Source organism: Bacillus sp. RO2, from assembly GCF_012911845.1.
In the GTDB taxonomy this organism is placed as follows: Bacteria; Bacillota; Bacilli; order Bacillales; family Bacillaceae_I; genus Sutcliffiella_A.
The window spans coordinates 45,653-70,876 of sequence record NZ_JAAXCU010000054.1 but is presented as its reverse complement, the minus strand read 5'-3'; the positions used below and the strand labels follow the sequence as shown (position 1 = coordinate 70,876).

The window sequence follows — 25,224 nt, the reverse complement described above, 5'->3', positions numbered from 1 at the left end:
AGCATTTGGCAGATCTATCAATAAATTTGGCAGGCATTAAAGCACCTAATCCATTCTGGCTTGCTTCTGCACCGCCAACTAATTCTGGTTATCAAGTTCAGCGTGCTTTTGAAGCAGGGTGGGGAGGCGCTGTGTGGAAAACGCTTGGCGATCCAATCATCAATGTGTCGTCACGATTTGCAGCGGTAAGTTTTAATGGGCAGAGAGTAGCCGGGTTCAATAATATTGAACTTATTACCGACAGACCTCTGGAAGTGAATTTAAGAGAAATAGAAGAAACCAAAAAGAAGTTTCCAGATCGAGCCGTCATTGCCTCTTTGATGGTAGAACCAAAACAGGAAAAGTGGCATGAAATTGTGAAAAAAGTGGAAGCGGTTGGTGTGGACGGACTTGAGTTGAACTTTGGCTGTCCGCACGGAATGGCGGAACGAGGCATGGGTTCCGCATCCGGTCAGGTTCCGGATCTAGTGGAAAGGCAAACGTATTGGGCTAAAGAAGCGGCAAATACTCCTGTCATTGTTAAATTGACCCCAAATATCACAGACATCACGGTGACGGCTGAGGCAGCAGTCAGAGGGGGAGCGGATGCTGTCAGTATGATCAATACGATAAACAGCCTTGCTGGTGTGGACATTGATAGCTGGAACACGATACCGCATGTAGGTGGGAAAGGTGCCCATGGTGGATATTGTGGACCTGCAGTAAAACCGATAGCCCTTAATATGGTGGGAGAATGTGCAAGAAATCCAAGAATAAATGTGCCGATTTCCGGGATGGGCGGTGTCTCTAACTGGCAAAATGCAGTGGAGTTCATGTTAATGGGTGCAACAGGTGTTCAGATCTGTACCGCAGCCATGCATCATGGTTTCCGAATTGTAGAAGACATGCTTGATGGACTGAATAATTACTTAGATGAAAAAGGAATTGCGAAGGTGATGGACCTTGTAGGGAAGTCTGTACCGAAATATTCGGATTGGGGCAATCTCGATTTGAACTACAAGATTGTAGCAAGAATCAATCAGGATACCTGTATTAACTGTAATAAATGTCATATTGCCTGTGAGGATACTTCTCATCAGTGTATTGATATGCTTAAAGATTCTTCAGGGAAATCATACTTACAGGTTAGAGAAGAAGATTGTGTTGGATGTAATCTATGTTCCATTGTCTGTCCGGTGGATGATGCTATCACTATGGTGGAGCTTCCGCATGAACAGCCGCCGATGACATGGAATGACAGGCAGTCTGCTCTTGGTTTATTGAAGCAATGTGAAGTGGATACGGTTAAATAAGGGGGAATGGAACAAATGGCAGCAAAAAAATTAATAAAGAACGGAATTATTGTGACAGCAAGCGATCAGTATGAAGCGGACATCTTAATTGAAGGAGAAACCATCTCTTCCATCGGGCTCAACCTTTCTTCTGCAGATGCGGAAGTGATTGATGCAAAAGGCTGTTATATATTCCCTGGTGCAATTGACCCTCATACTCATTTGGATATGCCTTTTGGAGGCACAGTAACTAAAGATGATTTTGAAAGTGGAACAATGGCTGCTGCTTTTGGAGGAACGACATCCATCATTGATTTCTGTTTGACAGAAAAGGGCCGACCGCTTCAAGATGCTATTAAAACTTGGCATGACAAGTCAAAGGATAAAGCAGTGATCGACTACAGCTTCCATTTGATGATTGGTGAAATGAACGAAACGGTCTTAAAGGAGCTTCCTCAAGTTATTGAGAAAGAAGGCATCACATCTTTTAAAGTATTTATGGCATATAAAAATGTATTCCAGGCAGATGATGCAACTCTCTTCCATACCTTAAAGGCAGCAAAAGACCTCGGTGCACTTGTCATGGTTCATGCTGAAAACGGAGACGTTATTAATTATTTAACTAAGGAAGCATTGGAAAATGGGAATACAGACCCAATCTACCATGCCCTAACAAGGCCACCAGAAGTGGAAGGAGAAGCCACTGGAAGGGCTGCACAACTAACTTCTCTAGCTGATTCTCAACTTTATGTCGTTCATGTGTCCTGTGCAGAAGCTGTGGGAAAAATTGCCGAAGCAAGAAACAAAGGAGTGGAGATTTGGGGAGAGACCTGTCCGCAATACCTGGCTCTTGATAAAAGCTATTTGGAGAAACCGAATTTTGAAGGCGCTAAATATGTCTGGTCCCCGCCATTGCGTGATAAATGGCATCAAGATGTTTTGTGGAATGCCTTAAAAAGCGGTCAGCTTCAGACACTTGGCTCTGATCAATGTTCGTTTGATTTTGAAGGTCAAAAAACGCTTGGAAAAGGTGACTTTACCAAAATACCAAATGGGGGGCCTATGATTGAAGACAGAGTCAGTATTTTGTTTTCAGAAGGTGTGAAAAAAGGGCGGATATCCATCAATCAGTTCGTCGACATTGTATCCACAAGAGTCGCAAAGCTTTTTGGAATGTTTCCTAAAAAAGGAACCATATCTGTTGGAGCTGATGCAGATATCGTCATTTTCGATCCGAACCACGAAAGGATAATATCAGCGTCCACCCACCATATGGCCGTTGATTATAATGCATTTGAAGGAATGAAAATTACCGGTGAACCTGTTTCTGTCTTGGTGAGAGGTGACTTTGTCGTCCGTGATAAGCAATTTGTCGGTAAAGCAGGAAACGGTCAATATATTAAACGAAACAAATATGGAGCAACAGCCCAACTAAAACAGAACGAGACCTTGTCCATCTAACCCAACTAACCTAACAATTCTATTCAACCAACCTCCGTATGCTTGACCTACAAAATCACCCTAGGTCAAGCATTTGTTTTATCAAAAATAAGCGTTATTCCCTTGCAGTTCTAAGTGCAGGGTGAGAGACTCCAGCTCGAGATAGCGGTAAGTTGAGACCCCTGAAGCGTTAGAGAGGCCACTGAAAATTGAAATCTCATGTACTTAGAAATTTCTAGCTGTTGATTGGAGCAAAAGGCGAAGACTCCTGAGGGAGATAGCGGTAGGTTGAGACCCCGCAGCGGAGCGAGGAGGCTCAAGCACCGCCCCTAGGAAAGTTAAGCCATTTTGGGGAAATCAACAGCGGTTTCGAACAAACATCGTAAATTAGAGACATTTTCAGTGGAATCTAAGCCTGGTGAGGGAGGTTCAAGCACTTGCCCAGTGGAAAGCGATAACCCGGAACGAAGATCTGCAAGAGTTGATAGATATCTAAATTTTTTAATGGGGTGTTGTGATGAAAAAGAATGAAAGTTACTTAAAATCGCCAGACCTGCTGCCAATCTCTCACTCAAACAGAAAAATCGGCACACTAGGCTTTGCAGTCATGTGGGTCGGCATGGCAGTAGTACTTGCAGCTTTTGCAATTGGAGGAGCAGGCGTGCAAAGCTTATCCCTCGGCTGGGTCATACTTGCAACCATCATAGGTAGTGTAGCCATCGGATTGTTCATGACCATAACTGGAGACATAGGAATTGAACACGGACTGTCATTCCCGGTCTATATGAGGGCGCCATTCGGAACGATAGGGACACATATCCCTTCCATCATCCGTGGCTTGGCGGCATCTTTCTGGTTTGGTATAAATACCTACTTCGGAGCCACTGCCATGAATGCCATTCTTTTTACCCTGACAGGCTTTGATAACTGGTTTGTGTGTTTTCTCATTTTTGCAGCTGTTCAACTACTTAATACCGCTCTTGGCATTAAAGCGGTAGAGCGCTTTGCTGATCTTGCGGCACCAATTATTATCATTATATCTGCCTGGATGTACACTACCCTTTCTGACAGAGCTTTGGAACAAGGCAGGGAAGTTTGGTCTTGGATTGAAAGTCCCGTAACAGGTGGTGCTGCAGTGACTGCATTTCTGATTGTAATATTCAGTAACATGGGATTTTGGGCAACATTGGCAGCGGATATTCCCTCCATCTCACGTTTCATCAAAGCACCTAAGTATGAACGTAACTGGTTAAAACGGAATAAATCCAGCATTGTTGGAAGCGTCATTGCCTTGCCAATTACACAAACGTTCATGGTAGCCATCGGTGGTGTTTCTTATATTGCCGTATCAAACTATGATCCTGTTGTCGCACTGCAGGAGGCAGCTAGTGGCATTGTTCTAGGTGTTTTGTTATTGATGATCATTTTTGCTCAGTGGTCCACCAATGCTTCAGCCAATCTTATTCCGGCTGCCACCATCTTCTCTAATGTAGGGGGTCCTAAGGTTCCGTTCTGGGCTGGAGTTGTCATTGCAGGGATCGTAGGTTCTGTTGTTCAACCGTGGAACTTGTTTGGAATATTGATTCCTGTTTTATTGATTGTCGGTGGAATTCTGTCTGCCATTGTGGGAATTTTGTTTGCAGATTACTATCTTTTAAGAAAACGCCGTGTGAATGTTCATGATCTTTATGAGAACAATGGGCAGTTCAAGTATACAAATGGCTTCAATGTAGCAGGGTTTATTTCTTGGTTTGTAGGGGGAGCGGCAGCTTACTATCTTGCAAACTATTCCTTTATTGTCGGTTTTGTTGTTGGTGGAGGATTATATTACATCCTGGCAAAATATTGGTACTTTAAAAAGTATCAGCAGGCTGAAATAGAAGACCCGGATGATGAGAAGTACCTAGGTATTACAGTTGGAAGAGACTGGGATATTTTAGAAGATGGAGACGCTTTTGAGGAACCCAAAGAGCTTACGAGCTAAATTAGGAAGGAGGAATATATTTTGAGTGATTATCAACAATATATAGCAGAAAAAGAAAAGATAGACTTTTTCATCAATAAAGGATTTCGTATTAAAGATGTAGAAGAGAACTTAGAAGGGTCCTATCTTGTTCTGGAACGACACGATGGCAAGAAAGAAATTTCCCATGAAGAGACCCTGCACATTAAACATGCTGATTCAAGGAAGTACTTTGCCTCCCTTTTAATCAAGCAACAACAACGGCAAGAAAATTAACGAAATCTTCATAGTTTGAATTTACTAGGAATAAAATTTGGTAAACTGCATCGTGAAAGGAGAATTCTATGGAATACCAACTGAAATGCAAAGAAAGCGCCTACCCTTGTGAAGTAACAATTGATGAGGATAACAACAGGTTTACTATTCGTAAAGCAGATTCAAGTGGAGAGTTCTTTAATTCGCCTGAAGAACTGGTAAATTGGATTTTAGAGAACTGGGATTCAAGCGATTTCAATGATGAAGGTGAATTTCAAGAAATGGTCCAAGAGATACAGCTATATTTTCCAATAAACAATTAAGTGAAAAAAAGGATGACATGTTGATATTTACTCAACATGTCATCTTTTGTGTATTTTTGTCAGAATATTTAATTAAATAAATGTTCTGCATACGTTATAATAAAGGTATCGTTTTAGGACCTAGTCTTACATAATTGGATTATCCATCTTAAACAAAGAGGTGAATACATGAAAATCATGTTGTCTCTACAGGAGATCATGAAGCGGAAACAATTTGAAAAATCCGAAGTAGTAGCAGGAGAACAAGGTATACACCGCCAAGTAAAATGGGTACATGTTGTGGAAATAACCAATATTGAAAAGTTGTTGAATGGACAAGAACTTATTTTATCCACCGGAGTATCTTTTGGAAATAGTACCGTGAAATTCAAGTCTTTTGTCCAGCAACTCATAAACTGTCAGGCAGCCGGATTATGTATTGAAAAAGGTGCCTATATCCCCTCCATCCCACAGGAAATCATTGATCTAGCTAATGCCCAAGCATTCCCTCTCATCCTCTTTCATCAGGAAGTGTCATTTGTAGATATTACACAAGATATTCATTCAGTGTTGATTAACCAGCAGTATCAAATGATTTCTCAACTAGAAAGCTACTCTCAAACGTTAAACAAGAAACTGTTGACCATTACCCACGAATTCGAAATACTTCACTATCTTCAAGAACATTTGGAAACTCAAATTATTTACGAAAATAAAACAGGAGAGAGGTTCTTTATCCCTGACGTTCCTATTCACGAGCGAAAAAAAATTATATGTTCAATGAAATGTGATTCTGTTAAAGAAAAATACTTAATGGAGCCTGTTCAGGTACTGGATAAGCAACATGGTGTCATACATATCTTTTCTCAAGACCGCATACTAAGCGAGTTTGATCATTTACTTTTAGATCGAACTATAACAGCGCTAGCTCAGCATATTTTAAGAGGATTGTATGTGGAAGAGAAAAGGAGACTAGAAGAAAGCGAGTGGCTCCGTAGCTGGCTTGAAGGTGGTCAGCACAAGGAATCCATACGGGATTTCCTTGGTCGTAATGATGCGATGTTTCATAAAGGGGGAGTTGTACTTCTTTGTAAAAAGAAAAACCAGCAGGCCCCTCCACTTGATAAAACCTATCTTACCCTGTTATTTCGCTCCATCTTTGAACAACAGGGTTTTTCCGTATTCTTTACAGAGATGAAAAATACGCTAACGGTCATTCTTATTAACAGAAGGGAGGAAAGAGGCTGGAAGGATAGATTAACAGAAGGAGTAGCTAACATTATCAGCAAACAAAAAGACAATAAAGGAAATTATTCACTTCGTTTTGCTGTTGGGAAATATGTGTTGCCACTTGATCAACTTTCTAAAAGCTATCAGTCTTCCTGGGAGGCTATGCAAATCCAGGAACAACTGCTAAAAGAAGAATATTTCTCTTTTTTTGAGGACCTTCATATTTACCGCTTGATTTCGTTCATGCAAAAACATCATGATCTTCGTGATTTCGTTATGGAATATTTGGAACCTGTTATTGTTTACGACCAAAAGCATAACGGAAAGCTTTTAGAAACTTTAAAAATCTATCTCTCCTGCAATGGTTCAAAGAAAGAGACGGCAAGTAAGCTTTATATTGTTAGGCAGACTCTCTATCACCGCATCCAAAAATTGGAAAGCTTACTGGGGGAAGACTTCATGATTTCTGAAAAAAGACTTGTGATTGAATTTATGGTAATGGTGTATGAATATTTGAATACGACCAATTCGTATTTGGACGGAGATAGTAAAACGTATAGTCTTTAAAATGTTGACAAAGTTGGTTTCCTTAGGGGGCCAATTTTTTTTCTGGCAAAATGTCAGGAGTGAAACCTTATCCATTTTACATTTTGTCTAATGAAAGCCTTTCTATTTTGTCAGATAATAGTCATAAGTTCTAAATATTCTATTAAAGGATGAGGAGGACATATCATGACAATTACTTCAAAAGACACAAGGGTATTGCAAAATTTCATAGATGGAAAATGGGTGGATTCCAAAGGTTCGGAACAGATGGAAGTCATAAACCCTGCTACAAAGGAATGTTTGGCAAAGGTGCCGATTTCAACCAAAGAAGATGTAGCAGAAGCAGTCAAGGCAGCCAAAACTGCTTTTAAAACATGGAAAGATACGCCCGTGCCAAAACGTGCACGCATTATGTATGCCTACCATCACTTATTAACACAAAATCATGACGAACTCGCAAAGCTAATTGTACTTGAAAACGGAAAAGCTTTTAAGGAAGCGCATGGAGAAGTACAAAGAGGGTTAGAGTGTGTAGAGTTTGCAGCAGGTGCTCCAACATTAATGATGGGAGAAACCTTATCAAACATCGCGGAAGACATTGATTCTAGCATGTACAGATATCCACTCGGAGTGGTAGGGGGGATTACTCCATTTAACTTCCCAATGATGGTTCCACTTTGGATGTTCCCGCTCGCAATCGCATGCGGAAATACGTTTGTCCTTAAACCTTCTGAACGGACACCGATGCTTGCCAATCGTTTAGTGGAGCTGTTTACAGAAGCAGGAGCGCCGGACGGGGTGTTGAACATTGTCCACGGTGCACATGATGTGGTTAATGGTTTACTAGATCACGAGGATGTTAAAGCGATATCTTTTGTCGGTTCTCAGCCTGTTGCAAAATATGTGTATGAGACAGCGGCGAAAAATGGCAAGCGGGTTCAGGCACTATCTGGTGCAAAGAACCACCATGTCGTAATGCCGGATGCCAATATAGAAAAAGCTGCACAGCATATTTTGACATCTGCTTTTGGAAGTGCGGGACAGCGTTGCATGGCATGCAGTGCCGTTGTGGTAGTCGGAGATAACGATCAATTTGTAGAAGAGCTGAAAAACAAAGCAAACTCCCTAACAATCGGAAACGGTATGGATGAGGAAGTTTTATTGACGCCTGTTATTAGAGAAAGCCATAGAGAAAAAGTACTTGGTTACATTAAACAGGGTGTATCTGAGGGTGCGTCTCTAATACGAGATGGTCGAAAAGAAATGGACGAAATGACAGAAGGCCATTATCTTGGGCCAACCATCTTTGATCATGTTACCCCTGAAATGACGATTGCTAAGGAAGAAATTTTTGCACCGGTCCTAAGTCTTTTACGTGCAGTAGACCTTGATGAAGCATTGTCCCATATCGAGAAATCACGATTCGGAAATGGAGCTACCATCTATACAAAAGATGCAAAGGCAGTGCGACAGTTCAGAGAAGAGGCAGATGCTGGAATGATCGGTGTCAATGTAGGGGTACCTGCAACGATGGCATTTTTCCCATTCTCCGGATGGAAAGATTCTTTCTACGGCGACCTTCACGTAAACGGAAAAGACGGCGTCAATTTCTTCACCCGAAAAAAAATGATCACATCAAGATTCGATTTTTAAAATAAGGTGTAGAGTATAGAGATGATTTCTAGCTGGTGATTGGAGCAAAAGGCAAAGACTCCGAGGAGGCTCTCGTCAACCCCTAGGAAAGCGAAGCCATTTGAGGAAATCACCAGAGGTGTTTTAAAGATTCCTAAGTGTGAATGGTTAGCAATGCTCCTCACACAGAAAGGGTGTTTCCGTTGGCTAAAATAAATCAAACGCAAGAACAAAATTTATTGGCTCAAGATGATCGCTATCTATGGCACTCCATGAAACCCTATAGCCCATCCTCCACCATGGTTGTAAAAGAAGCTAAAGGTGCTTGGATTACGGATATTGATGGAAACCGCTATTTGGATGGTATGTCGGGACTCTGGTGTGTTAACGTCGGCTACGGCAGAACAGAACTTGCAGAAGCGGCTTACGAACAGCTGAAAGAACTGGCTTATTTTCCACTAACACAAAGCCACGTCCCGGCCATTAAACTTGCCGAAAAGCTAAACGAGTGGCTTGGAGAAGAATATGTCATTTTCTTTTCTAACAGTGGATCGGAAGCGAATGAAACAGCCTTTAAAATTGCAAGGCAGTATCATGCCCAGCGTGGCGATAGCAACCGGTATAAAATTGTTTCCAGATACCGTTCCTATCACGGAAACACAATGGGATCCCTAGCAGCAACAGGCCAGGCACAACGAAAATATAAATATGAACCCCTCGCTCCAGGATTTGTGCACATTCCGCCACCTGACACATATAGAATGGAAGATGCCCAGACAGAAGACCCAATGAGTTTGAGATGCGTGAAAGATGTAGATCAAGTGATGACTTGGGAGCTCAGTGAAACCATTGCTGCGATGATCATGGAACCTATCATTACAGGGGGAGGGATCCTTACCCCGCCGGACAACTATATGGGAGCAGTTTCTGAAATTTGTAAAAAGCATGGTGCCCTCTTAATCGTAGATGAAGTGATTTGCGGTTTTGGGAGAACCGGAAAGCCATTTGGATTCATGAATTATGGCGTGAAACCAGACATCATCACTATGGCCAAAGGCATCACAAGTGCCTACTTGCCACTTTCAGCCACAGCTGTTAAAAAAGAAATCTATGACCAATTCAAAGGATCTGAGGAGTACGACTACTTGCGTCATGTTAATACGTTTGGCGGAAGTCCTGCTTCATGTGCCTTGGCACTGAAAAACCTTGAAATAATGGAGAATGAAAAGCTGATAGAGCGCTCTGCAGAAAAAGGGGCAGTTTTATTAAGCGAACTAAAATCCCGTCTATCAGATCATCCATCTGTTGGGGATGTTCGAGGAAAAGGGCTCCTAGTAGGATTGGAGTTTGTTAAAAACAAGGAAACAAAAGAGCCAATTGAAATAGATAAAATAAACGGGGTTATTGCCTCTTGTAAAAAGAAAGGCTTAATAGTTGGGAAAAACGGAGCGACTGTCGCAGGGTTTAATAATGTTCTTACTTTGTCACCGCCGCTTTCCATCAGTGATGAAGACCTGCAATTTATCATTAAAACAGTGGCCGACTCCATTTCAGAGTTGGAGTAAAAGGACTGTATAAATCTTGATAACTAAATAGAGAATAACGAGTAGGAGGCGTTTCTCTTGGAAAATCAGAAGAAATGGCTGTTACGCCTAGGTACACTTCTACTCGTTATGATTATTTTGTATGTGTTTATGAAACTGAGTCCATTGTGGGCGCCCGTTTTAAAGGTGCTTTTCATCATTAGTATCCCATTTTTCATCAGCATTTTCATTACATACCTGTTACACCCTGTTGTAGAATACACACACAACAGAGGGATGCCTAGACCAATTGCTATTCTCATCATCTACCTCTTATTTTTTGGTGGAATCGGTCTCATAGGCTACAAAGGGATCCCGGTTATTATTGATCAACTTTGGGAGCTTTCAGACAACTTTCCCCGATTAGCCCAGACATACAGCGGTTGGATAAAGCAGATTCATAGTTCTACATCTGGTTGGCCGGATGGAATTCACGATAGGGTGGATCAGACTTTTAGTGAATTTGAAGCAATGCTTTCAAATCTCCTGACAAAAGTTGTAGCCGGATTAAAAGGTTTGTTGAACTCCTTTTTTATTTTGATTGTCATTCCTTTTATCGTGTTTTACCTGTTAAAGGACTATGATCAGGTGAAAAAAACGGTTTGGTACTTGACGCCCCGAAAATGGAGGGAGCCAGGAATCGCCTTCTTAAAGGACGTAGACATCTCACTGGGTAGTTATATAAGAGGACAGTTGACGGTTTGTTTGATAATAGGCTTATTGGCAACCGCCAGCCTCTGGTTGGCTGGCATGAAATATCCACTCGTACTCGGTGTAATTATTGGAGTTACGAACATCATTCCTTATTTTGGCCCGATTATCGGGGCCTTTCCGGCAGTAATCATCGCTGCGACGGTGTCTGTAAAGATGGTCTTTCTAGTAATCATCATCATATTTGGTCTGCAGTTTATAGAGGGGAATATTCTATCGCCATTGATTGTGGGCAAAAGTCTCCATATTCACCCTGTGTTCATCATATTAGCGCTATTGATTGGAGGAGAGGTTGCAGGGGTGGTAGGATTGATATTGGCAGTACCAGTATTCGCTGTGATGAAAGTTACTCTAACCCATCTTACCGCTCATTTCATCAAACATTGACAACGGTCTTTCTGTTGCATATAATCGAAGCATACTAGCTACATAAACTAATTCAAAGAAGGATCTAAGTACGTTACAGACCATCCTGACGAGCAAATGCTCACATAGAGAGGAATTCCACGGCTGCAAGAATTCCAGGGTGAAGGGTAATGGAAAGCTAATCCGGAGAGCGGGGTAAAATCCTGCCGGCTTGCACCGTTAAAGCAATCTGAGAGATGACAGAGTTATTCTGTCATAATCAGGGTGGTACCGCGAGAACACTCTCGTCCCTGTTATTAGGGACGGGAGTTTTTTGTTTTCTTCAAATTCCCCTGTTGACTGAAGTGCAAGGTGGTCGACTCCGGCGGGAGGTAGCGGTAGACTCGAGACCCCGCTGGAGGTCACGGTAAAACTGATATGATATTGTATTTGGTAATTTCGAGCTGTGGATTGGAGCAAAAGGTGAAGACTCCTGAGGGAGATAGTGCAAGGTGGAGACCCCGCAGGCTTGCCGAGGAGGCTCACGTCAGCCCCTAGGAAAGCTAAGCCATTTACGGAAATCCACAGCGGTGTCTGAACAATATCTTAATCCAAGACTTTTTCAGTGGCCTTCAGCGCAGCAGGAGGCTCAAGCACCGCACCGCGGAATGCGACCTTCTGGAACGGAAAGAAACAGGAGTATGAAACAGTAACACTCAAAGGAGGAAAATCTAATGAAACATCTAACATCCGCTCAAGTACGACAAATGTTCCTGGACTTCTTCAAAGAAAAAGGACATTCAGTTGAACCAAGCGCATCCCTTGTCCCACACGAAGACCCATCCCTACTATGGATCAACAGTGGCGTAGCAACCCTGAAAAAATACTTTGATGGCCGTGTCATCCCGGCAAATCCACGTATTTGTAATGCGCAAAAATCAATCCGTACCAACGATATTGAAAATGTAGGTAAAACGGCACGTCACCATACTTTTTTCGAAATGCTTGGTAACTTCTCCATTGGTGAGTACTTCAAAAAAGAAGCAATCGACTGGGCTTGGGAGTTCCTTACGAGCGAAAAATGGATTGGCTTTGAACCTGAAAAATTATCCGTTACCATTCATCCAGAAGACGAAGAAGCTTATAAGTACTGGAATGAAGTGATTGGTGTACCTGCTGAGAGAATCATCCGCTTAGAGGGTAACTTCTGGGATATCGGTGAAGGCCCAAGTGGACCTAATACAGAAATATTCTATGACCGTGGTGAAAGTTATGGGAACGATCTAAATGACCCAGAACTATATCCTGGTGGAGAAAACGAGCGGTACCTTGAAATTTGGAACCTTGTATTCTCTGAGTTTAACCACAATCCAGACCATACTTACACACCGCTTCCTAAGAAAAACATTGATACAGGTATGGGGCTTGAGCGTATGGTTTCCGTTATTCAAGATGTGCCGACAAACTTTGATACCGACCTTTTCATTCCGATCATCGAAGCGACTGAAAATGTGTCTGGTGAAAAATACCGTACAAATGCAGAAAAAGATACGGCATTTAAAGTTATCGCTGACCATATCCGTACCGTGACATTTGCAGTTGGTGATGGTGCCCTGCCTTCTAATGAAGGACGCGGCTATGTACTCCGCCGTCTTTTAAGAAGAGCAGTGCGTTACGCTAAGCAACTAGGCATCAACCGTCCATTCATGTATGAACTTGTGCCAGTTGTAGCGGAAATCATGGTCGATTTCTACCCAGAGGTAAAAGAAAAACAAGATTTTATCCAGCGTGTAGTGAAAACCGAAGAAGAGCGTTTCCATGAAACATTGAATGATGGTTTGGCGATCCTTTCCACTGTCATTGCAAAAGCTAAAGAGGATGGAAGTGCAGTAGTTTCCGGTGGAGACGCATTCCGACTGTATGATACGTACGGGTTCCCTGTAGAACTGACGGAGGAATATGTGGAAGAACAGGGCATGACACTTGATCATGAAGGATTCGAAAAAGAAATGGAAATGCAACGTGACCGTGCTCGTTCTGCGCGTCAAGACTCCAGTTCCATGCAAGTTCAATCTGGTGTGCTAGGAGAAATCCGTACTGAAAGCAGCTTTATAGGATACAACCAGCTTAGTGCAGATACAACGCTTTCTGTCATCGTAAAAAATGGTGAGCTTGCTAATGATGCACAAACGGGTGAAGAAGTACAAATAATGTTAACAGAAACACCTTTTTATGCTGAAAGTGGTGGCCAGATCGCTGACCATGGATATATCGTTACAGAAACAGGTAGAGGGTTTGTGAAGGATGTACAAAAAGCTCCTAATGGACAAAACCTACACACAATCGTAGTAGAAGAAGGTGTATTGAGGACTGAACAGGCTGTCAAAGCAGAAGTGCATGCAAAAAACCGTGCACAGATTATTAAGAACCATACAGCTACACACATACTCCACCAAGCTTTAAAAGACGTGCTGGGAACTCATGTAAACCAGGCAGGATCTCAAGTAACGGCTGACCGCCTTCGTTTTGATTTCTCTCATTTTGGTCAAGTGACACAAGAGGAAATCGAGAAGATTGAAGCGATTGTTAATGAAAAGATTTGGGCGAGCATCAATGTTGTCATTGAAAACAAATCCATCACTGAAGCAAAAGAGATGGGTGCAATGGCATTGTTTGGTGAAAAATACGGAGATATAGTTCGTGTTGTTCAGGTTGGGGAATACAGCCTGGAGCTTTGCGGTGGTTGTCATGTACCAAACACGTCTGAGATCGGCCTATTCAAAATTGTTTCTGAGTCTGGTATAGGAGCAGGAACACGCCGTATGGAAGCTGTGACAGGTGAAGGCGCTTATCGCCTACTAAATGATCAAGTTCAGCTCTTGAAAGAAGCAGCAGCTAAGCTTAAAACGAAACCACAGGAAGTAGGAACAAGAATCGACGTTCTTTTATCCGATATGAAAGAACTGCAAAGAGAAAATCAATCCTTGGCTTCTAAGCTTGGAAACATTGAAGCATCCAACCTTTCATCAAAAGCAAAGGACGTCAATGGCGTAACAATGCTTGTGAGCAAGGTAGCTGATACAGACATGAACAACTTGCGTACAATGGTGGATGATTTAAAAAATAAGCTTGGTTCTGGTATCATAGTACTTGCAAGTGTACAAGATGGAAAAGTAAACATTTCTGCAGGGGTAACCAAAGATCTAATTGAAAAAGGTTACCATGCCGGTAAGGTTGTTAAAGAAGTGGCTACACGTTGCGGTGGAGGCGGCGGAGGTCGTCCTGACATGGCACAAGCAGGCGGAAAAAACCCAGAACAAGTCGATTCTGCATTACAATCTGTTGAAGATTGGATAAAATCCGTTTAACATTGCCGACATTTGGTGTACAATATAGGTAACAATTTACAAGCAGATAGAAAAGGCTAAGTTAAAATAGTTTCTATTGATATTGGAATATTAGAGCTGTTGATTGGAGCACCGGGCGAAGACTCCGACGGGAGGTAGCGGTAGACTTGAGACCCCTGAAGCGTTGTGAGGAGGCTCAAGTACCGCCCCGTGGAAAGCGAAGCCCAGGGCGTAAATCAACAGCGGTTTTAACGGATCCTAGAAAAAAGAAGTCTAAGAGAGAGGTGCAAATGATGAGCTCCTTTGACAAAACAATGAAGTTTAACTTTCCGGAAGATGCATTGGAAGCTAATGTGGATGACGTATTAATAACAGTTTATGAGGCGTTGCAGGAAAAAGGCTACAACCCTATCAACCAGATCGTTGGTTACTTGCTATCTGGAGACCCAGCATACATTCCGCGTCATAAAGAAGCAAGAACGCTTATTCGGAAAATTGAAAGGGACGAGCTAATTGAAGAATTAGTGAAGTCTTACCTAGAACAGCACCGCAAGGAGTAGTACATGCGCATTTTAGGCTTAGACGTCGGTTCCAAAACAGTCGGTGTTGCCATCAGTGATGAAATGGGATGGACAGCACAGGGCTTGGAAACGATAAAAATTGATGAAGCAATAAAAAACTTGGGTTTTAAGCGATTGAAGCAGATCATCGCTGAATATAAGCCTGAAAAAGTCGTTATCGGCTTACCAAAGAATATGAACGGTACCATCGGTCCACGCGGAGAAGCCAGCAAGCATTATGGCGAAATGCTGACTGCCAAAACGGGACTTCCGATCATCTATTGGGACGAAAGGCTTTCTACTGTAGCAGCAGAAAGAATTCTGCTTTCTGCTGACGTAAGTAGAAAAAAAAGAAAGCAAGTAATAGACAAGATGGCTGCCGTTGTCATTTTACAAGGATATCTTGACAGCCAACAATAAATTAGAGGTGAGCATAATGGAACACGGAGAACAAAATATCACAGTAGTAGACGAAAACGGAAACGAGCAATTATGTGAGGTGCTTTTCACATTTGATTCTGAGGAATTTGGAAAATCCTATGTACTTTATTACCCAGTAGGAGCAGAAAATGATGACCAGGATGATATCGAAATCCATGCATCAAGCTTCGTTCCTAGCGAATCAGAAGAAGGTGGCGACCTTCAACCGGTGGAAACGGATGAAGAGTGGGACATGATTGAAGAAATGTTAAACACTTTCTTGGCTGAAGAAGAAGAGTAAGAAAAAAGAGAGCAAGCAGGTTATTCCTGTTTGCTCTCTTTATTTTGGCCGTCCGTGCTCTCTACATCCGGAAACAATAGAGTGGTTAATTGCTCTTTATTGATAATCAAATCCTCTAAACAATATTGATCCAACACGGAAATAAAGGCTTGTGTTGCTTGATATAGCACCCCTTTTAACTTACAGTGAGGTGATATCACACAGGAAGCGTGATCTTGAAAACATTCCACAATGTGAAAATCCTCTTCTGTTTGCCGCACGAGTTCACCAATATTCACTTCCTTGGGTTCTTTTCCTAACATCAACCCCCCATTACGGCCGCGAATCGTCTCCACGTACCCTAACTTTCCAAGATGAAAGGTTACTTTCATAAGGTGATTTTTTGAAATACCATATGCTTGAGCTATCTCTTTAATTTGAATGAGTTTGTTGTTATCAGGTGCACTTGCTAAATATAATAGAACTCGCAATGAGTAGTCAGTGTATAGTGTTAGTTTCATATTCTACCTCCAAATTTATTTTACCATACCCTTTATTCTGATTGAAAATGGTAAAACTACTAAATGACTGTAAGCTAAACAACCTAATAAATTCAAAATATTTAGGAAAAAAAGTAATGAATATCGCGAAAAAAATGGTAAAATATGATGTGGGAATGTGTCGGAAAAGAGAAAATACATGCTTTTTGTCAAAAAAATAAAGAATTTGTTGTATAATTGTTAGGTGTACGAGAGGGGGTATTTTTTTGTCTGAAAAAAATAATAAAGACTATATTCAAGAAAAATTGAAAGAAAAACATTTTGAAGCAAAGATTGTGCGCCGCATTGTCTTTACAGTATTTATCATACTTATGCTAGCCCTGACTGGTGTAATCGGCGGCGGTTATTTTTATATAAAAAATGCATTGCAGCCTGTGAATGAGGAAGAAACCAAAACCGAAAAGGTTGAAATTCCGATAGGATCTTCCCCAACATCAATTGGTCGAATTTTAGAGGAAAATGGTATCATCAATAATGGGAAAGTATTTCGTTACTATGTAAAGTTTAAGAATGAATCAGGATTTATGGCTGGAGAATACGAGTTAAGTCCTTCCATGAAATTAGATGAAATTATCGGTCACTTAAAAGAAGGAAGAGTTCAACAAGAAGTGGTATTTCAAATTACCATTCCCGAAGGACGTCAATTGGAGCAAATTGCTGTAATCCTTGAAAATAGAATGGGGCTTTCAGAAAAAGAGTTTCTGGAAAAAGCAAATGACAAAGACTTTCTTGATAAAATGAGGAAGAAATATCCAAAGGTAATTAACGATGAAATGTTTGACGAAAACGTAAAGTATGCCTTGGAGGGCTATCTGTTCCCTGCAACCTATCCATTCTATGTAGAGAACCCTACTGCAGAAGAAGTTATTGATGTTATGCTTCAAAAAACAAACGAGGTTCTTCAGGATGACGCAGTTCGAATAGGTATGGGAAATATAGAGTTAACAACACATGAATTGCTGACAATGGCAAGTTTGATTGAAGCTGAGGCAACTATGCAAGCAGATCGTGAAAAAATTTCAAGTGTATTCTACAACCGACTTGACGTAGGAATGCCGCTTCAAACAGATCCAACGGTGTTATATGCGCTCGGTGAACATAAAGAGCGAACGCTGTATGAGGATCTTGAAGTGGATTCCCCTTATAATACGTACTTGAATCAAGGTCTGCCACCAGGACCAATTGCCAATGCAGGTTTAACATCCATTCAAGCTGCATTAAGTCCTGCTGAAACGGAGTATTATTACTTCCTGGCCACACCTGATGGTGAAGTGCTATTCAACGAAACGTTGGAAGAACATAATATTGACAAAAACGAACATATCTCAAGTCAGGACAATGGGTAAGATTTATAGTATAGGGAAGTGCGAAATTAATTCGCATTCCCTATTTTTTTGTGGTAAAATATATCGAGTTGTTTTGAACTAAATTAATTGTAACGTTAAAGAGGGTTCCTCCATTGAGGTCACCTCTATTTTCTTTGTTTTTAGCAAGAATAAAGGAGGCGTCCAAAGTTGGAAGCCAATGAAAATAAAATAATTACTTATTTGAATAATCTAACTCCCCCTAGAAATGAACTTGTCAGCAAAATGGAAAACCTTGCAGAAAAAGAGAATGTCCCAATCATGGACCTAGTAGGAATGGAAACACTTCTGCAACTCTTAAGACTATCCATGCCAAAAAGAATCTTAGAAATTGGCGCAGCTATCGGATACTCAGCAATCAGAATGGCACTAGCTTTACCTGAGGTCACCATTGTGACGATAGAGCGTGATGAGCACAGATACATGCAAGCAAAAGCGCACATAGAACAAGCCGGCCTCCAAGATAGAATTCAACTGATCTTCGGAGACGCATTGGAAGTATTGGACCAAGTGGAAAAAGAAGCACCGTTTGATTTCATTTTTGTTGATGCAGCAAAGGGGCAGTATGAACGGTTCTTTACCATGTATGAAACCCTTTTAAATGAAGCGGGAATCATCATCACCGATAACGTCCTCTTCCGTGGGATGGTAGCAGAAAACCACGAATCGATAGAACCGAAAAGAATTAAAAACCTAGTAAAAAAAATTGACCAATACAATAGATGGTTGATGGAACATCCGGACTACATCACCACAATTTTGCCTGTTGGTGACGGGATTGCAATCAGTATAAAAAGAGGTGAAGAACGTTGAAAAAACCTGAGTTATTAGTGACACCACAAGACTTAACAAATTTAAAGGATTTAATAGATGCAGGAGCAGATGCATTTGTTGTCGGAGAAGAACGCTATGGGCTTCGCTTAGCCGGAGAATTCAAAAAAGAAGAAGTGAAGGCGGCCATTGAAATTGCCCATAAACACGGGAAAAAAGTGTATGTGGCAATGAATGCACTGTTTCATAATGAAAAAGTGGACGAGTTATCCGTCTATCTTCAATTCTTGAATGAAGCAGGAGCGGATGCGGTTATCTTCGGGGATCCGGCTGTTTTAATGGCAGCAAAAGAAGTTGCTCCAAACATACCGCTACATTGGAATACGGAAACGACAGCAACCAACTACTACACCTGTAATTATTGGGGCAGAAAGGGCTCCAAACGTGCCGTGTTAGCTCGAGAAATCAATATGGATGCTATTGTTGAAATCAAGGAAAACGCAGAAGTGGAAATAGAAGTCCAAGTCCATGGCATGACCTGTATGTTCCAATCCAAACGTTCATTGCTTGGGCACTATTTTGAATATCAAGGCAAACAGATGGAAGTGGAGAAAGGCAAAGAGCGTGCAATGATCCTTCATGACAAAGAAAGAAGCAATAAATATCCTGTCTATGAAGATGAAAACGGCACACACATCATGAGTCCAAACGACATGTGCATCATTGACGAACTAGAAGAAATGATAGATGCAGAAGTGGATAGCTTCAAAATCGATGGTGTATTACAAACACCTGAATATATCGTAGAAGTAACAAAAAGATACAGAAAAGCAATAGACCTCTGTGCAGATGACAGAGAAGCCTACGAAGACATCAAAGATGATCTGTTAAATGAAATGGAAAACCTTCAACAAGAACACCGTCCATTGGACACTGGGTTCTTCTTTAAAGAAACAGTCTATTAATGTGAAAAGGAGGTAGCCTTTTATGACAACCTATGTAAATGATAAGATTTCCAAGATAGTAGATGGAAAACGAGTGATCGTCAAAAAGCCAGAATTACTTGCACCAGCAGGTAACCTGGAGAAATTAAAAATAGCTGTTCAATATGGTGCAGACGCCGTGTTTATCGGTGGTCAGGAATACGGATTGCGTTCCAATGCAGGTAATTTCACCTTTGATGAAATGGCGGAAGGTGTTCAATTTGCTGAAAAATTTGGCGCTCGCATCTATGTAACCACTAATATTTTCGCACACAATGAAAACATGGACGGACTTGATGATTATCTTCGCGGCATTGAAGGTGCAGGAGTACATGGAATTATTGTTGCTGACCCGCTCATCATTGAAACATGTAGAAGAGTGGCACCCAAACTTGAAGTTCACTTAAGTACACAACAATCTCTATCTAACTGGAAAGCAGTTCAGTTTTGGAAAGAGGAAGGCTTAGAGCGTGTCGTACTTGCGCGTGAAACAAGCGCTGAGGAAATTCGTGAAATGAAAGAGAAAGTGGACATCGAAATTGAGACCTTCATTCACGGTGCCATGTGTATCGCATACTCTGGACGCTGTACGCTAAGTAATCATATGACAGCACGAGATTCTAACCGTGGAGGCTGCTGCCAGTCTTGCCGTTGGGATTACGATTTGTACGAATTGGATGGTAGCAATGAAAAGGCGCTTTTTGCTGAAGGTGATGCGCCATTTGCCATGAGTCCGAAAGATTTAAAGCTTATTGAATCCATTCCTAGAATGATTGAATTGGGAATCGACAGCTTGAAAATTGAAGGCCGCATGAAATCCATTCACTATGTAGCAACAGTAGTAAGTGTGTACCGCAAAGTAATCGACGCTTATTGTGCAGATCCTGAGAACTTCACGATCCAACAAGAATGGCTGGAAGAGCTTGATAAATGTGCAAACCGGGAAACAGCTCCTGCTTTCTTTGAAGGTGTTCCGGGGTATAAAGAGCAAATGTTTGGCAACCATAGCAAGAAGACAGACTTTGACTTTGTAGGCCTGGTACTTGACTATGATAAGGAAACTCAAATAGTGACCTTGCAACAAAGAAACTTTTTTAAACTAGGCGATGAAGTGGAATTCTTCGGTCCGGAAATTGAAAACTTCACACAAAAAATAGAGAAGGTTTGGGATGAGAAAGGCAATGAACTAGATGCTGCCCGCCATCCATTACAAATTGTGAAATTCAAAGTGGAAAAGCCAATTTATCCGAACAACATGATGCGAAAGGGGCAGTAATACCATGGGGAAAAAACCGATCGTAATCGGTGTAGCCGGAGGATCTGGCTCAGGAAAAACGAGTGTAACCAAAGCTATTTTTGATCATTTTACAGAGAAATCCATCCTAATGCTTGAACAGGATTACTATTATAAAGACCAGACAGACGTGCCGATGGAAGAAAGGTTACAAACTAACTATGACCATCCTTTGGCATTTGATAACGACTTATTGATTGAACACATTCAGCATTTATTAAACTATGATACAGTCAACAAACCTGTCTACGATTACACTCTTCATACAAGGTCATCTCAAGTGATTGAAGTAGAACCGAAAGATGTTATCATTGTTGAAGGAATTTTGGTATTAGAAGACGAACGTTTGCGTAACTTAATGGATATAAAGCTTTTTGTAGACACAGATGCTGACTTGCGCTTCATCCGTCGTATGCTGCGTGACATTAAAGAACGCGGACGTACGATTGACTCTGTCATTGAACAATATGTGACGGTTGTTCGTCCAATGCACAATCAGTTCATTGAACCAACGAAGCGATACGCAGATATCATCATCCCTGAAGGTGGACAAAATCACGTTGCTATCGACCTGATGGTAACAAAAATTCAAACAATTCTTGAACAAAAAGAGATTTTGTAATAACATATGAGAAGCTAGAGAATTTTCCAATTGTGGAAGGAGCGACGATGTATTCCATTTAATGGGTACATCTTTTTCCACATTTACATAGGCTTTGAACCATATTGCCATAAAGATACAACGTAAATTGGGGAATGCAATTACTAGAAGGAGTGAAAAGTCATGGCACAAGAGAAAGTATATCCAATGACACAGGCTGGGAAAGACAAGCTTGTACAAGAATTAGAACACCTAAAATCCGTAAGACGTAAAGAAGTAGTGGAACGTATTAAGATAGCACGCAGTTTCGGAGATCTTTCTGAGAACTCTGAGTACGATTCTGCAAAAGAAGAGCAAGCATTCGTAGAAGGACGCATCACGCTTCTTGAGCAAATGGTCCGCAACGCAAAGATCATCCAAGAAAATAAGGATACAGACGCAGTCGGCCTTGGGAAAACGGTAACATTTGTGGAGCTACCAGACGGCGAAGAAGAAACGTACACAATCGTAGGTAGCGCAGAGGCTGATCCGTTCGAAGGTAACATCTCTAACGAATCCCCAATGGGAAGCTCCCTAATGGGCAAACGCGTAAACGATGAAGTAACCATCCAAACTCCAGGCGGAGAAATGAACGTGAAGATTGTTTCTGTAAAATAATACTTTTAAAAGCTGTTTTTTAAAGATTCGTTGGTATAATAAAGTTAGACGGACAAGTGGATTGTAGCGTAAGGCACTCGACTCCGGCGGGAGGTAGCGGTAGACTTGAGACCCCTGAAGCGTTGTGAGGAGGCTCAAGCACCGCCCCGCGGAAAGCGAGTGCCTGTAGCGCAAAGTAACGTTTAATCTATAAAGCCAATTACACAAATCAATTAGAAAACAGCTTTTGATTAAAAAGAACACACCTCGTCAACAATGTTGATGAGGTGTTTTTTTATGCAACGGTTAATCAAAGGGAGAATCAATAAACTCGGAATCTGTGTCGTCCTGCTCTTAAGCCTGCTTATCGGAAGGCTTGTTCAAGTGCAACTAATCAGCACAGAATCTTTTACCGATCAACATATAAACCTAATTGAAGCAAGCGTGAAACAGCGAACACAGTCTCTTGTAATAGATGAAGGCCGTGGCAGATTCATCGACCGTAATGGCCTTCCGCTAACTCATGACTATTTCCCAAGTGTCATCTTATTCCCTTTCCTAAATGGACTTGATTGGCCAAAAGATGAACTTGTCGGTATTTTGGAGATGAATGCAACCGAGATAGACAACCTGCTTGTTGATGCGGAAAAACCGGTCGTTTTATCAGAAAGTCTAACTGATGAAAAAATGGAACAAATTAACGAGCTTGATTATCCAGGCATAGTCGCACTGTATCGCCAGTTTGAACTGGATGAAAAAACGGCAGAACACGTTATTGGTGTGACAGGAGAGGACGACGATACATTTATGAAGCGTTATGCCGACAAGGTCGAGAAAGAAAACTATTCCCCGCATACGCCAATCGGGGTCTCGGGCTTAGAAGAGGCATTCGATGAAATCATCCTGCCTGAAGGCTCTACAAAATTACTCTATCACGTCGATCGTTTTGGCGGTCCGTTGTTTGGAATTGATGTCCGTTATATGTCTCCGTCCAATCCCTATTATCCTCTTACTGTCCAAACGACCCTTGACAAGAACATTCAGCAGCTGGCGGAAAAAACGCTCAATGAATACCAGGTGAAAAAGGGCGGGCTGGTGGTGATTGATATTGAAACAAATGAAGTGGTCGCAATGGTGTCCAAACCATCCTTAGATCCTGAAAATCCGACAAAAGGAGCGGGTGCACATAATTTCATGCTAGAACCCCATTTTCCAGGCTCAGTGTTCAAAACTGTCGTGACGGCAGCAGCAATTGAGGAAAACGTTGTGGACAATGAAATGGTGTTTAACTGTGATTTGGATATTAGGGGGGATCTGCTCGAGGATGAAAAGAAGCGTATGGGTACGATCAATCTGGAAGAAAGCTTTGCCCAGAGTTGTAACTACACTTTTGGTGAGATTGGAAAGCTGTTGGTGGAAAAAGATAAAAATGCATTAGATAAGTATGCAACCATGTTGGGGTTAACAGGAACCGTTGGATGGAAGGGTGATATGTTCGGCTTTAATGATTTTGTACAAATACCTAGTGAAAAAGAGAATATGGTTTGGGCTAACGACGAAGATAAAGGAGTTCCCCTCGCGGTTGCGCAGACATCTATTGGACAAAAAGATGTCAAAGTGACTCCGCTCGCCGTGGCAAATATGATGGCAACAATAGCGCGTGGTGGAGAATCTAAGGAAGTGAAGCTTGTTAGTGACATCCTATACAAAAACGGAACAACATTGTTTTCTTTTCCTGACCAGGATAGAGATGTTGAGAAACTATCATCCTATACCGTTATGCAACTCCAGCACTTGCTTAGAGAAGTAGTGGCAGGGGAAACTGGGACAGGTTGGAGGATGAATGGCCTCTCTTACGAAGTTGCCGGAAAAAGCGGTACTGCGCAAACGGGGAAATTTACGGAAGACAATCGGGAATTATTAAATAGGTGGTTTGCAGGTTATTTTCCAATCAAAAGTCCTAAGTATGCCATGGTTATGGTCGAATTAGACGTGATTGATGAGAACAATGTCTCATCTGTGTATTCAAAAATGGTCGAAGAAATATACAACTGGGAAAACCAAGAAAGGTAATGGCAATCCTTTTCACTGTGCTTTTTATAGTATTGATGGTACAATAAGCTATTGTAATTATACTATATTTGGCTTTGACTAGGAGGGACTGTCGTGTCTTTAGACTTTAACAAAGGTGGCTCACGTTACGGCCGAACAACCAAACGTAAAAAAACAAACATGATCTTGAATATCCTGATTGGTGTTGTATTCATATTTATCATCGTCCTTGCTTCCTCCTTGTTCTTCGGAAAGAATGACCCAGCCACAGATAACGAAAATCAGCTGGCTACAGGGGAACAGGAATTAAGTGAAACAGAAGAGAACGAAGCGGAGAAAGAATCCGAGGAAGCTGCTCCAACTGACGAGGAAGAAGCCGAAGCAGAATCTGAGGAAGCGGAAGAATCTGCTGAGAAAGAAAAGGAAAAAGAGGAAAAGGAAAAAGAGGAAGAATCCGAAGAAGCTGACGATTCTGAGACAGAGGTTTCCGAAAACTCCGATGACCCAAATGTCATCAAAACGATGACCAACCCTGGTTGGGGACCTGTAGGAACTTCTCAATCTGAACCACATACATCCGTGTATGAAGAAGGCCATGTAGACTGGAATGAAAAGCTGAAAGCCGTGGAAGCAGCTACCCGTTTAAAGAGTGGGGATTACACATTGTACTTCCTAGGTAATGGCGGCAGCGAGCACTTATCTGTAGCGTCCATCAAAAACAAATCCACCGGCGAGAACTTCAAAGTCTATTTGGAGTGGGTAACCAACAAAGGTTGGAAGCCTACAAAGGTGGAGCAGGTTAAGGCGTTGTAAAGTATGTGATTTTAATAAATGTGGCGGACCTATCCCAATGGGGGTGGGTCTTTTTTTGTGGGGTTGAACTTGGGAGCTAGGTCAAGGGATGGAAGTGTTGAAGGGCTTTTGGTGGGGTAGTGGTTTAGCGTTGGGGGGCGGGGGCAACAAAACAGGGGTATCCCGGGTGTCGGGTGTTGGGGTATTTTGTCGAACTGCTCGTAAATGTCATGTATCGGCTCGTATTTTTGAAAAACGGAAAACAAATAGTGCGTTACTGCTCGTA

At 41.7% G+C, this 25,224-nt stretch carries 22 protein-coding genes and 1 other annotated feature; of the genes, 21 read left to right on the top strand and 1 reads right to left on the bottom strand.

The window, feature by feature from the left end:
- Window positions 1–5: 5 nt before the first annotated feature.
- From preA to HF078_RS18320, 13 genes are all read left to right on the top strand, one after another.
- Window positions 6–1,292, top strand: a complete 1,287-nt coding sequence (gene preA / locus HF078_RS18380) for an NAD-dependent dihydropyrimidine dehydrogenase subunit PreA (protein ID WP_169292450.1) — start codon at window positions 6–8, stop codon at window positions 1,290–1,292.
- Window positions 1,293–1,307: 15 nt separating this feature from the next.
- On the top strand, window positions 1,308–2,732 hold the full coding sequence (gene hydA, locus HF078_RS18375) for a dihydropyrimidinase (protein WP_169292449.1): 1,425 nt from the start codon (window positions 1,308–1,310) through the stop codon (window positions 2,730–2,732).
- Between the two features lie 496 nt (window positions 2,733–3,228).
- Window positions 3,229–4,695 (top strand): NCS1 family transporter, encoded by a 1,467-nt coding sequence (locus tag HF078_RS18370; protein WP_169292448.1) that lies wholly within the window; start codon window positions 3,229–3,231, stop codon window positions 4,693–4,695.
- 21 nt (window positions 4,696–4,716) lie between these two features.
- Complete coding sequence (locus HF078_RS18365) at window positions 4,717–4,950, top strand: hypothetical protein (RefSeq protein WP_169292447.1); 234 nt, start codon at window positions 4,717–4,719, stop codon at window positions 4,948–4,950.
- Between the two features lie 68 nt (window positions 4,951–5,018).
- Window positions 5,019–5,252, top strand: coding sequence for a hypothetical protein (locus HF078_RS18360; RefSeq protein ID WP_010196066.1), 234 nt, complete (start codon window positions 5,019–5,021; stop codon window positions 5,250–5,252).
- A gap of 168 nt (window positions 5,253–5,420) precedes the next feature.
- On the top strand, window positions 5,421–7,028 hold the full coding sequence (locus HF078_RS18355; protein ID WP_169292446.1) for a PucR family transcriptional regulator: 1,608 nt from the start codon (window positions 5,421–5,423) through the stop codon (window positions 7,026–7,028).
- Between the two features lie 165 nt (window positions 7,029–7,193).
- Complete coding sequence (locus HF078_RS18350; protein WP_169292445.1) at window positions 7,194–8,660, top strand: CoA-acylating methylmalonate-semialdehyde dehydrogenase; 1,467 nt, start codon at window positions 7,194–7,196, stop codon at window positions 8,658–8,660.
- Between the two features lie 182 nt (window positions 8,661–8,842).
- The gene (locus HF078_RS18345; RefSeq protein WP_205831680.1) at window positions 8,843–10,204 is read left to right on the top strand and encodes an aspartate aminotransferase family protein; all 1,362 of its coding nucleotides are present in this window, start codon (window positions 8,843–8,845) and stop codon (window positions 10,202–10,204) included.
- Between the two features lie 57 nt (window positions 10,205–10,261).
- On the top strand, window positions 10,262–11,320 hold the full coding sequence (locus HF078_RS18340) for an AI-2E family transporter (RefSeq protein WP_240951793.1): 1,059 nt from the start codon (window positions 10,262–10,264) through the stop codon (window positions 11,318–11,320).
- A gap of 46 nt (window positions 11,321–11,366) precedes the next feature.
- Window positions 11,367–11,594 (top strand) — a binding site (T-box leader).
- Window positions 11,595–12,012: 418 nt separating this feature from the next.
- Window positions 12,013–14,646: an alanine--tRNA ligase gene (alaS, locus tag HF078_RS18335; RefSeq protein WP_169292444.1), complete on the top strand. Its 2,634-nt coding sequence runs from the start codon at window positions 12,013–12,015 to the stop codon at window positions 14,644–14,646.
- A gap of 272 nt (window positions 14,647–14,918) precedes the next feature.
- Entirely contained in the window at window positions 14,919–15,185 is a 267-nt protein-coding gene (locus tag HF078_RS18330; RefSeq protein WP_010196077.1) for an IreB family regulatory phosphoprotein, read from the top strand.
- A gap of 3 nt (window positions 15,186–15,188) precedes the next feature.
- Window positions 15,189–15,605, top strand: coding sequence for a Holliday junction resolvase RuvX (ruvX, locus tag HF078_RS18325; RefSeq protein ID WP_169292443.1), 417 nt, complete (start codon window positions 15,189–15,191; stop codon window positions 15,603–15,605).
- Window positions 15,606–15,621: 16 nt separating this feature from the next.
- Window positions 15,622–15,906, top strand: a complete 285-nt coding sequence (locus HF078_RS18320) for a DUF1292 domain-containing protein (protein WP_010196082.1) — start codon at window positions 15,622–15,624, stop codon at window positions 15,904–15,906.
- Between the two features lie 20 nt (window positions 15,907–15,926).
- On the opposite strand, the gene HF078_RS18315 is transcribed toward HF078_RS18320, so the two are convergent.
- Window positions 15,927–16,406: an Rrf2 family transcriptional regulator gene (locus HF078_RS18315; protein ID WP_169292442.1), complete on the bottom strand. Its 480-nt coding sequence runs from the start codon at window positions 16,404–16,406 to the stop codon at window positions 15,927–15,929.
- A 245-nt stretch (window positions 16,407–16,651) separates the two neighbouring features.
- Here HF078_RS18315 and mltG point away from each other — a divergent pair, with 245 nt between their 5' ends.
- From mltG to HF078_RS21230, 8 genes are all read left to right on the top strand, one after another.
- Window positions 16,652–17,791 (top strand): endolytic transglycosylase MltG, encoded by a 1,140-nt coding sequence (mltG, locus tag HF078_RS18310; protein ID WP_169292441.1) that lies wholly within the window; start codon window positions 16,652–16,654, stop codon window positions 17,789–17,791.
- Between the two features lie 168 nt (window positions 17,792–17,959).
- The gene (locus HF078_RS18305) at window positions 17,960–18,622 is read left to right on the top strand and encodes an O-methyltransferase (protein ID WP_169292440.1); all 663 of its coding nucleotides are present in this window, start codon (window positions 17,960–17,962) and stop codon (window positions 18,620–18,622) included.
- Complete coding sequence (locus tag HF078_RS18300; protein ID WP_169292439.1) at window positions 18,619–19,545, top strand: peptidase U32 family protein; 927 nt, start codon at window positions 18,619–18,621, stop codon at window positions 19,543–19,545. Before HF078_RS18305 ends, HF078_RS18300 begins: the two co-directional genes overlap by 4 nt.
- Window positions 19,546–19,567: 22 nt before the next feature.
- Window positions 19,568–20,839 (top strand): peptidase U32 family protein, encoded by a 1,272-nt coding sequence (locus HF078_RS18295; protein WP_169292438.1) that lies wholly within the window; start codon window positions 19,568–19,570, stop codon window positions 20,837–20,839.
- A 4-nt stretch (window positions 20,840–20,843) separates the two neighbouring features.
- Window positions 20,844–21,479, top strand: coding sequence for a uridine kinase (gene udk, locus HF078_RS18290; protein ID WP_169292437.1), 636 nt, complete (start codon window positions 20,844–20,846; stop codon window positions 21,477–21,479).
- Window positions 21,480–21,641: 162 nt separating this feature from the next.
- Window positions 21,642–22,115 (top strand): transcription elongation factor GreA, encoded by a 474-nt coding sequence (gene greA / locus HF078_RS18285; protein ID WP_169292436.1) that lies wholly within the window; start codon window positions 21,642–21,644, stop codon window positions 22,113–22,115.
- A gap of 276 nt (window positions 22,116–22,391) precedes the next feature.
- Window positions 22,392–24,167, top strand: coding sequence for a peptidoglycan D,D-transpeptidase FtsI family protein (locus HF078_RS18280; RefSeq protein ID WP_205831679.1), 1,776 nt, complete (start codon window positions 22,392–22,394; stop codon window positions 24,165–24,167).
- A 93-nt stretch (window positions 24,168–24,260) separates the two neighbouring features.
- Window positions 24,261–24,959 carry a DUF1510 family protein gene (locus tag HF078_RS21230; protein WP_169292435.1) on the top strand — a complete coding sequence of 233 codons (699 nt, stop codon included), beginning with the start codon at window positions 24,261–24,263 and terminating at the stop codon, window positions 24,957–24,959.
- The last annotated feature ends 265 nt before the right edge of the window (window positions 24,960–25,224 follow it).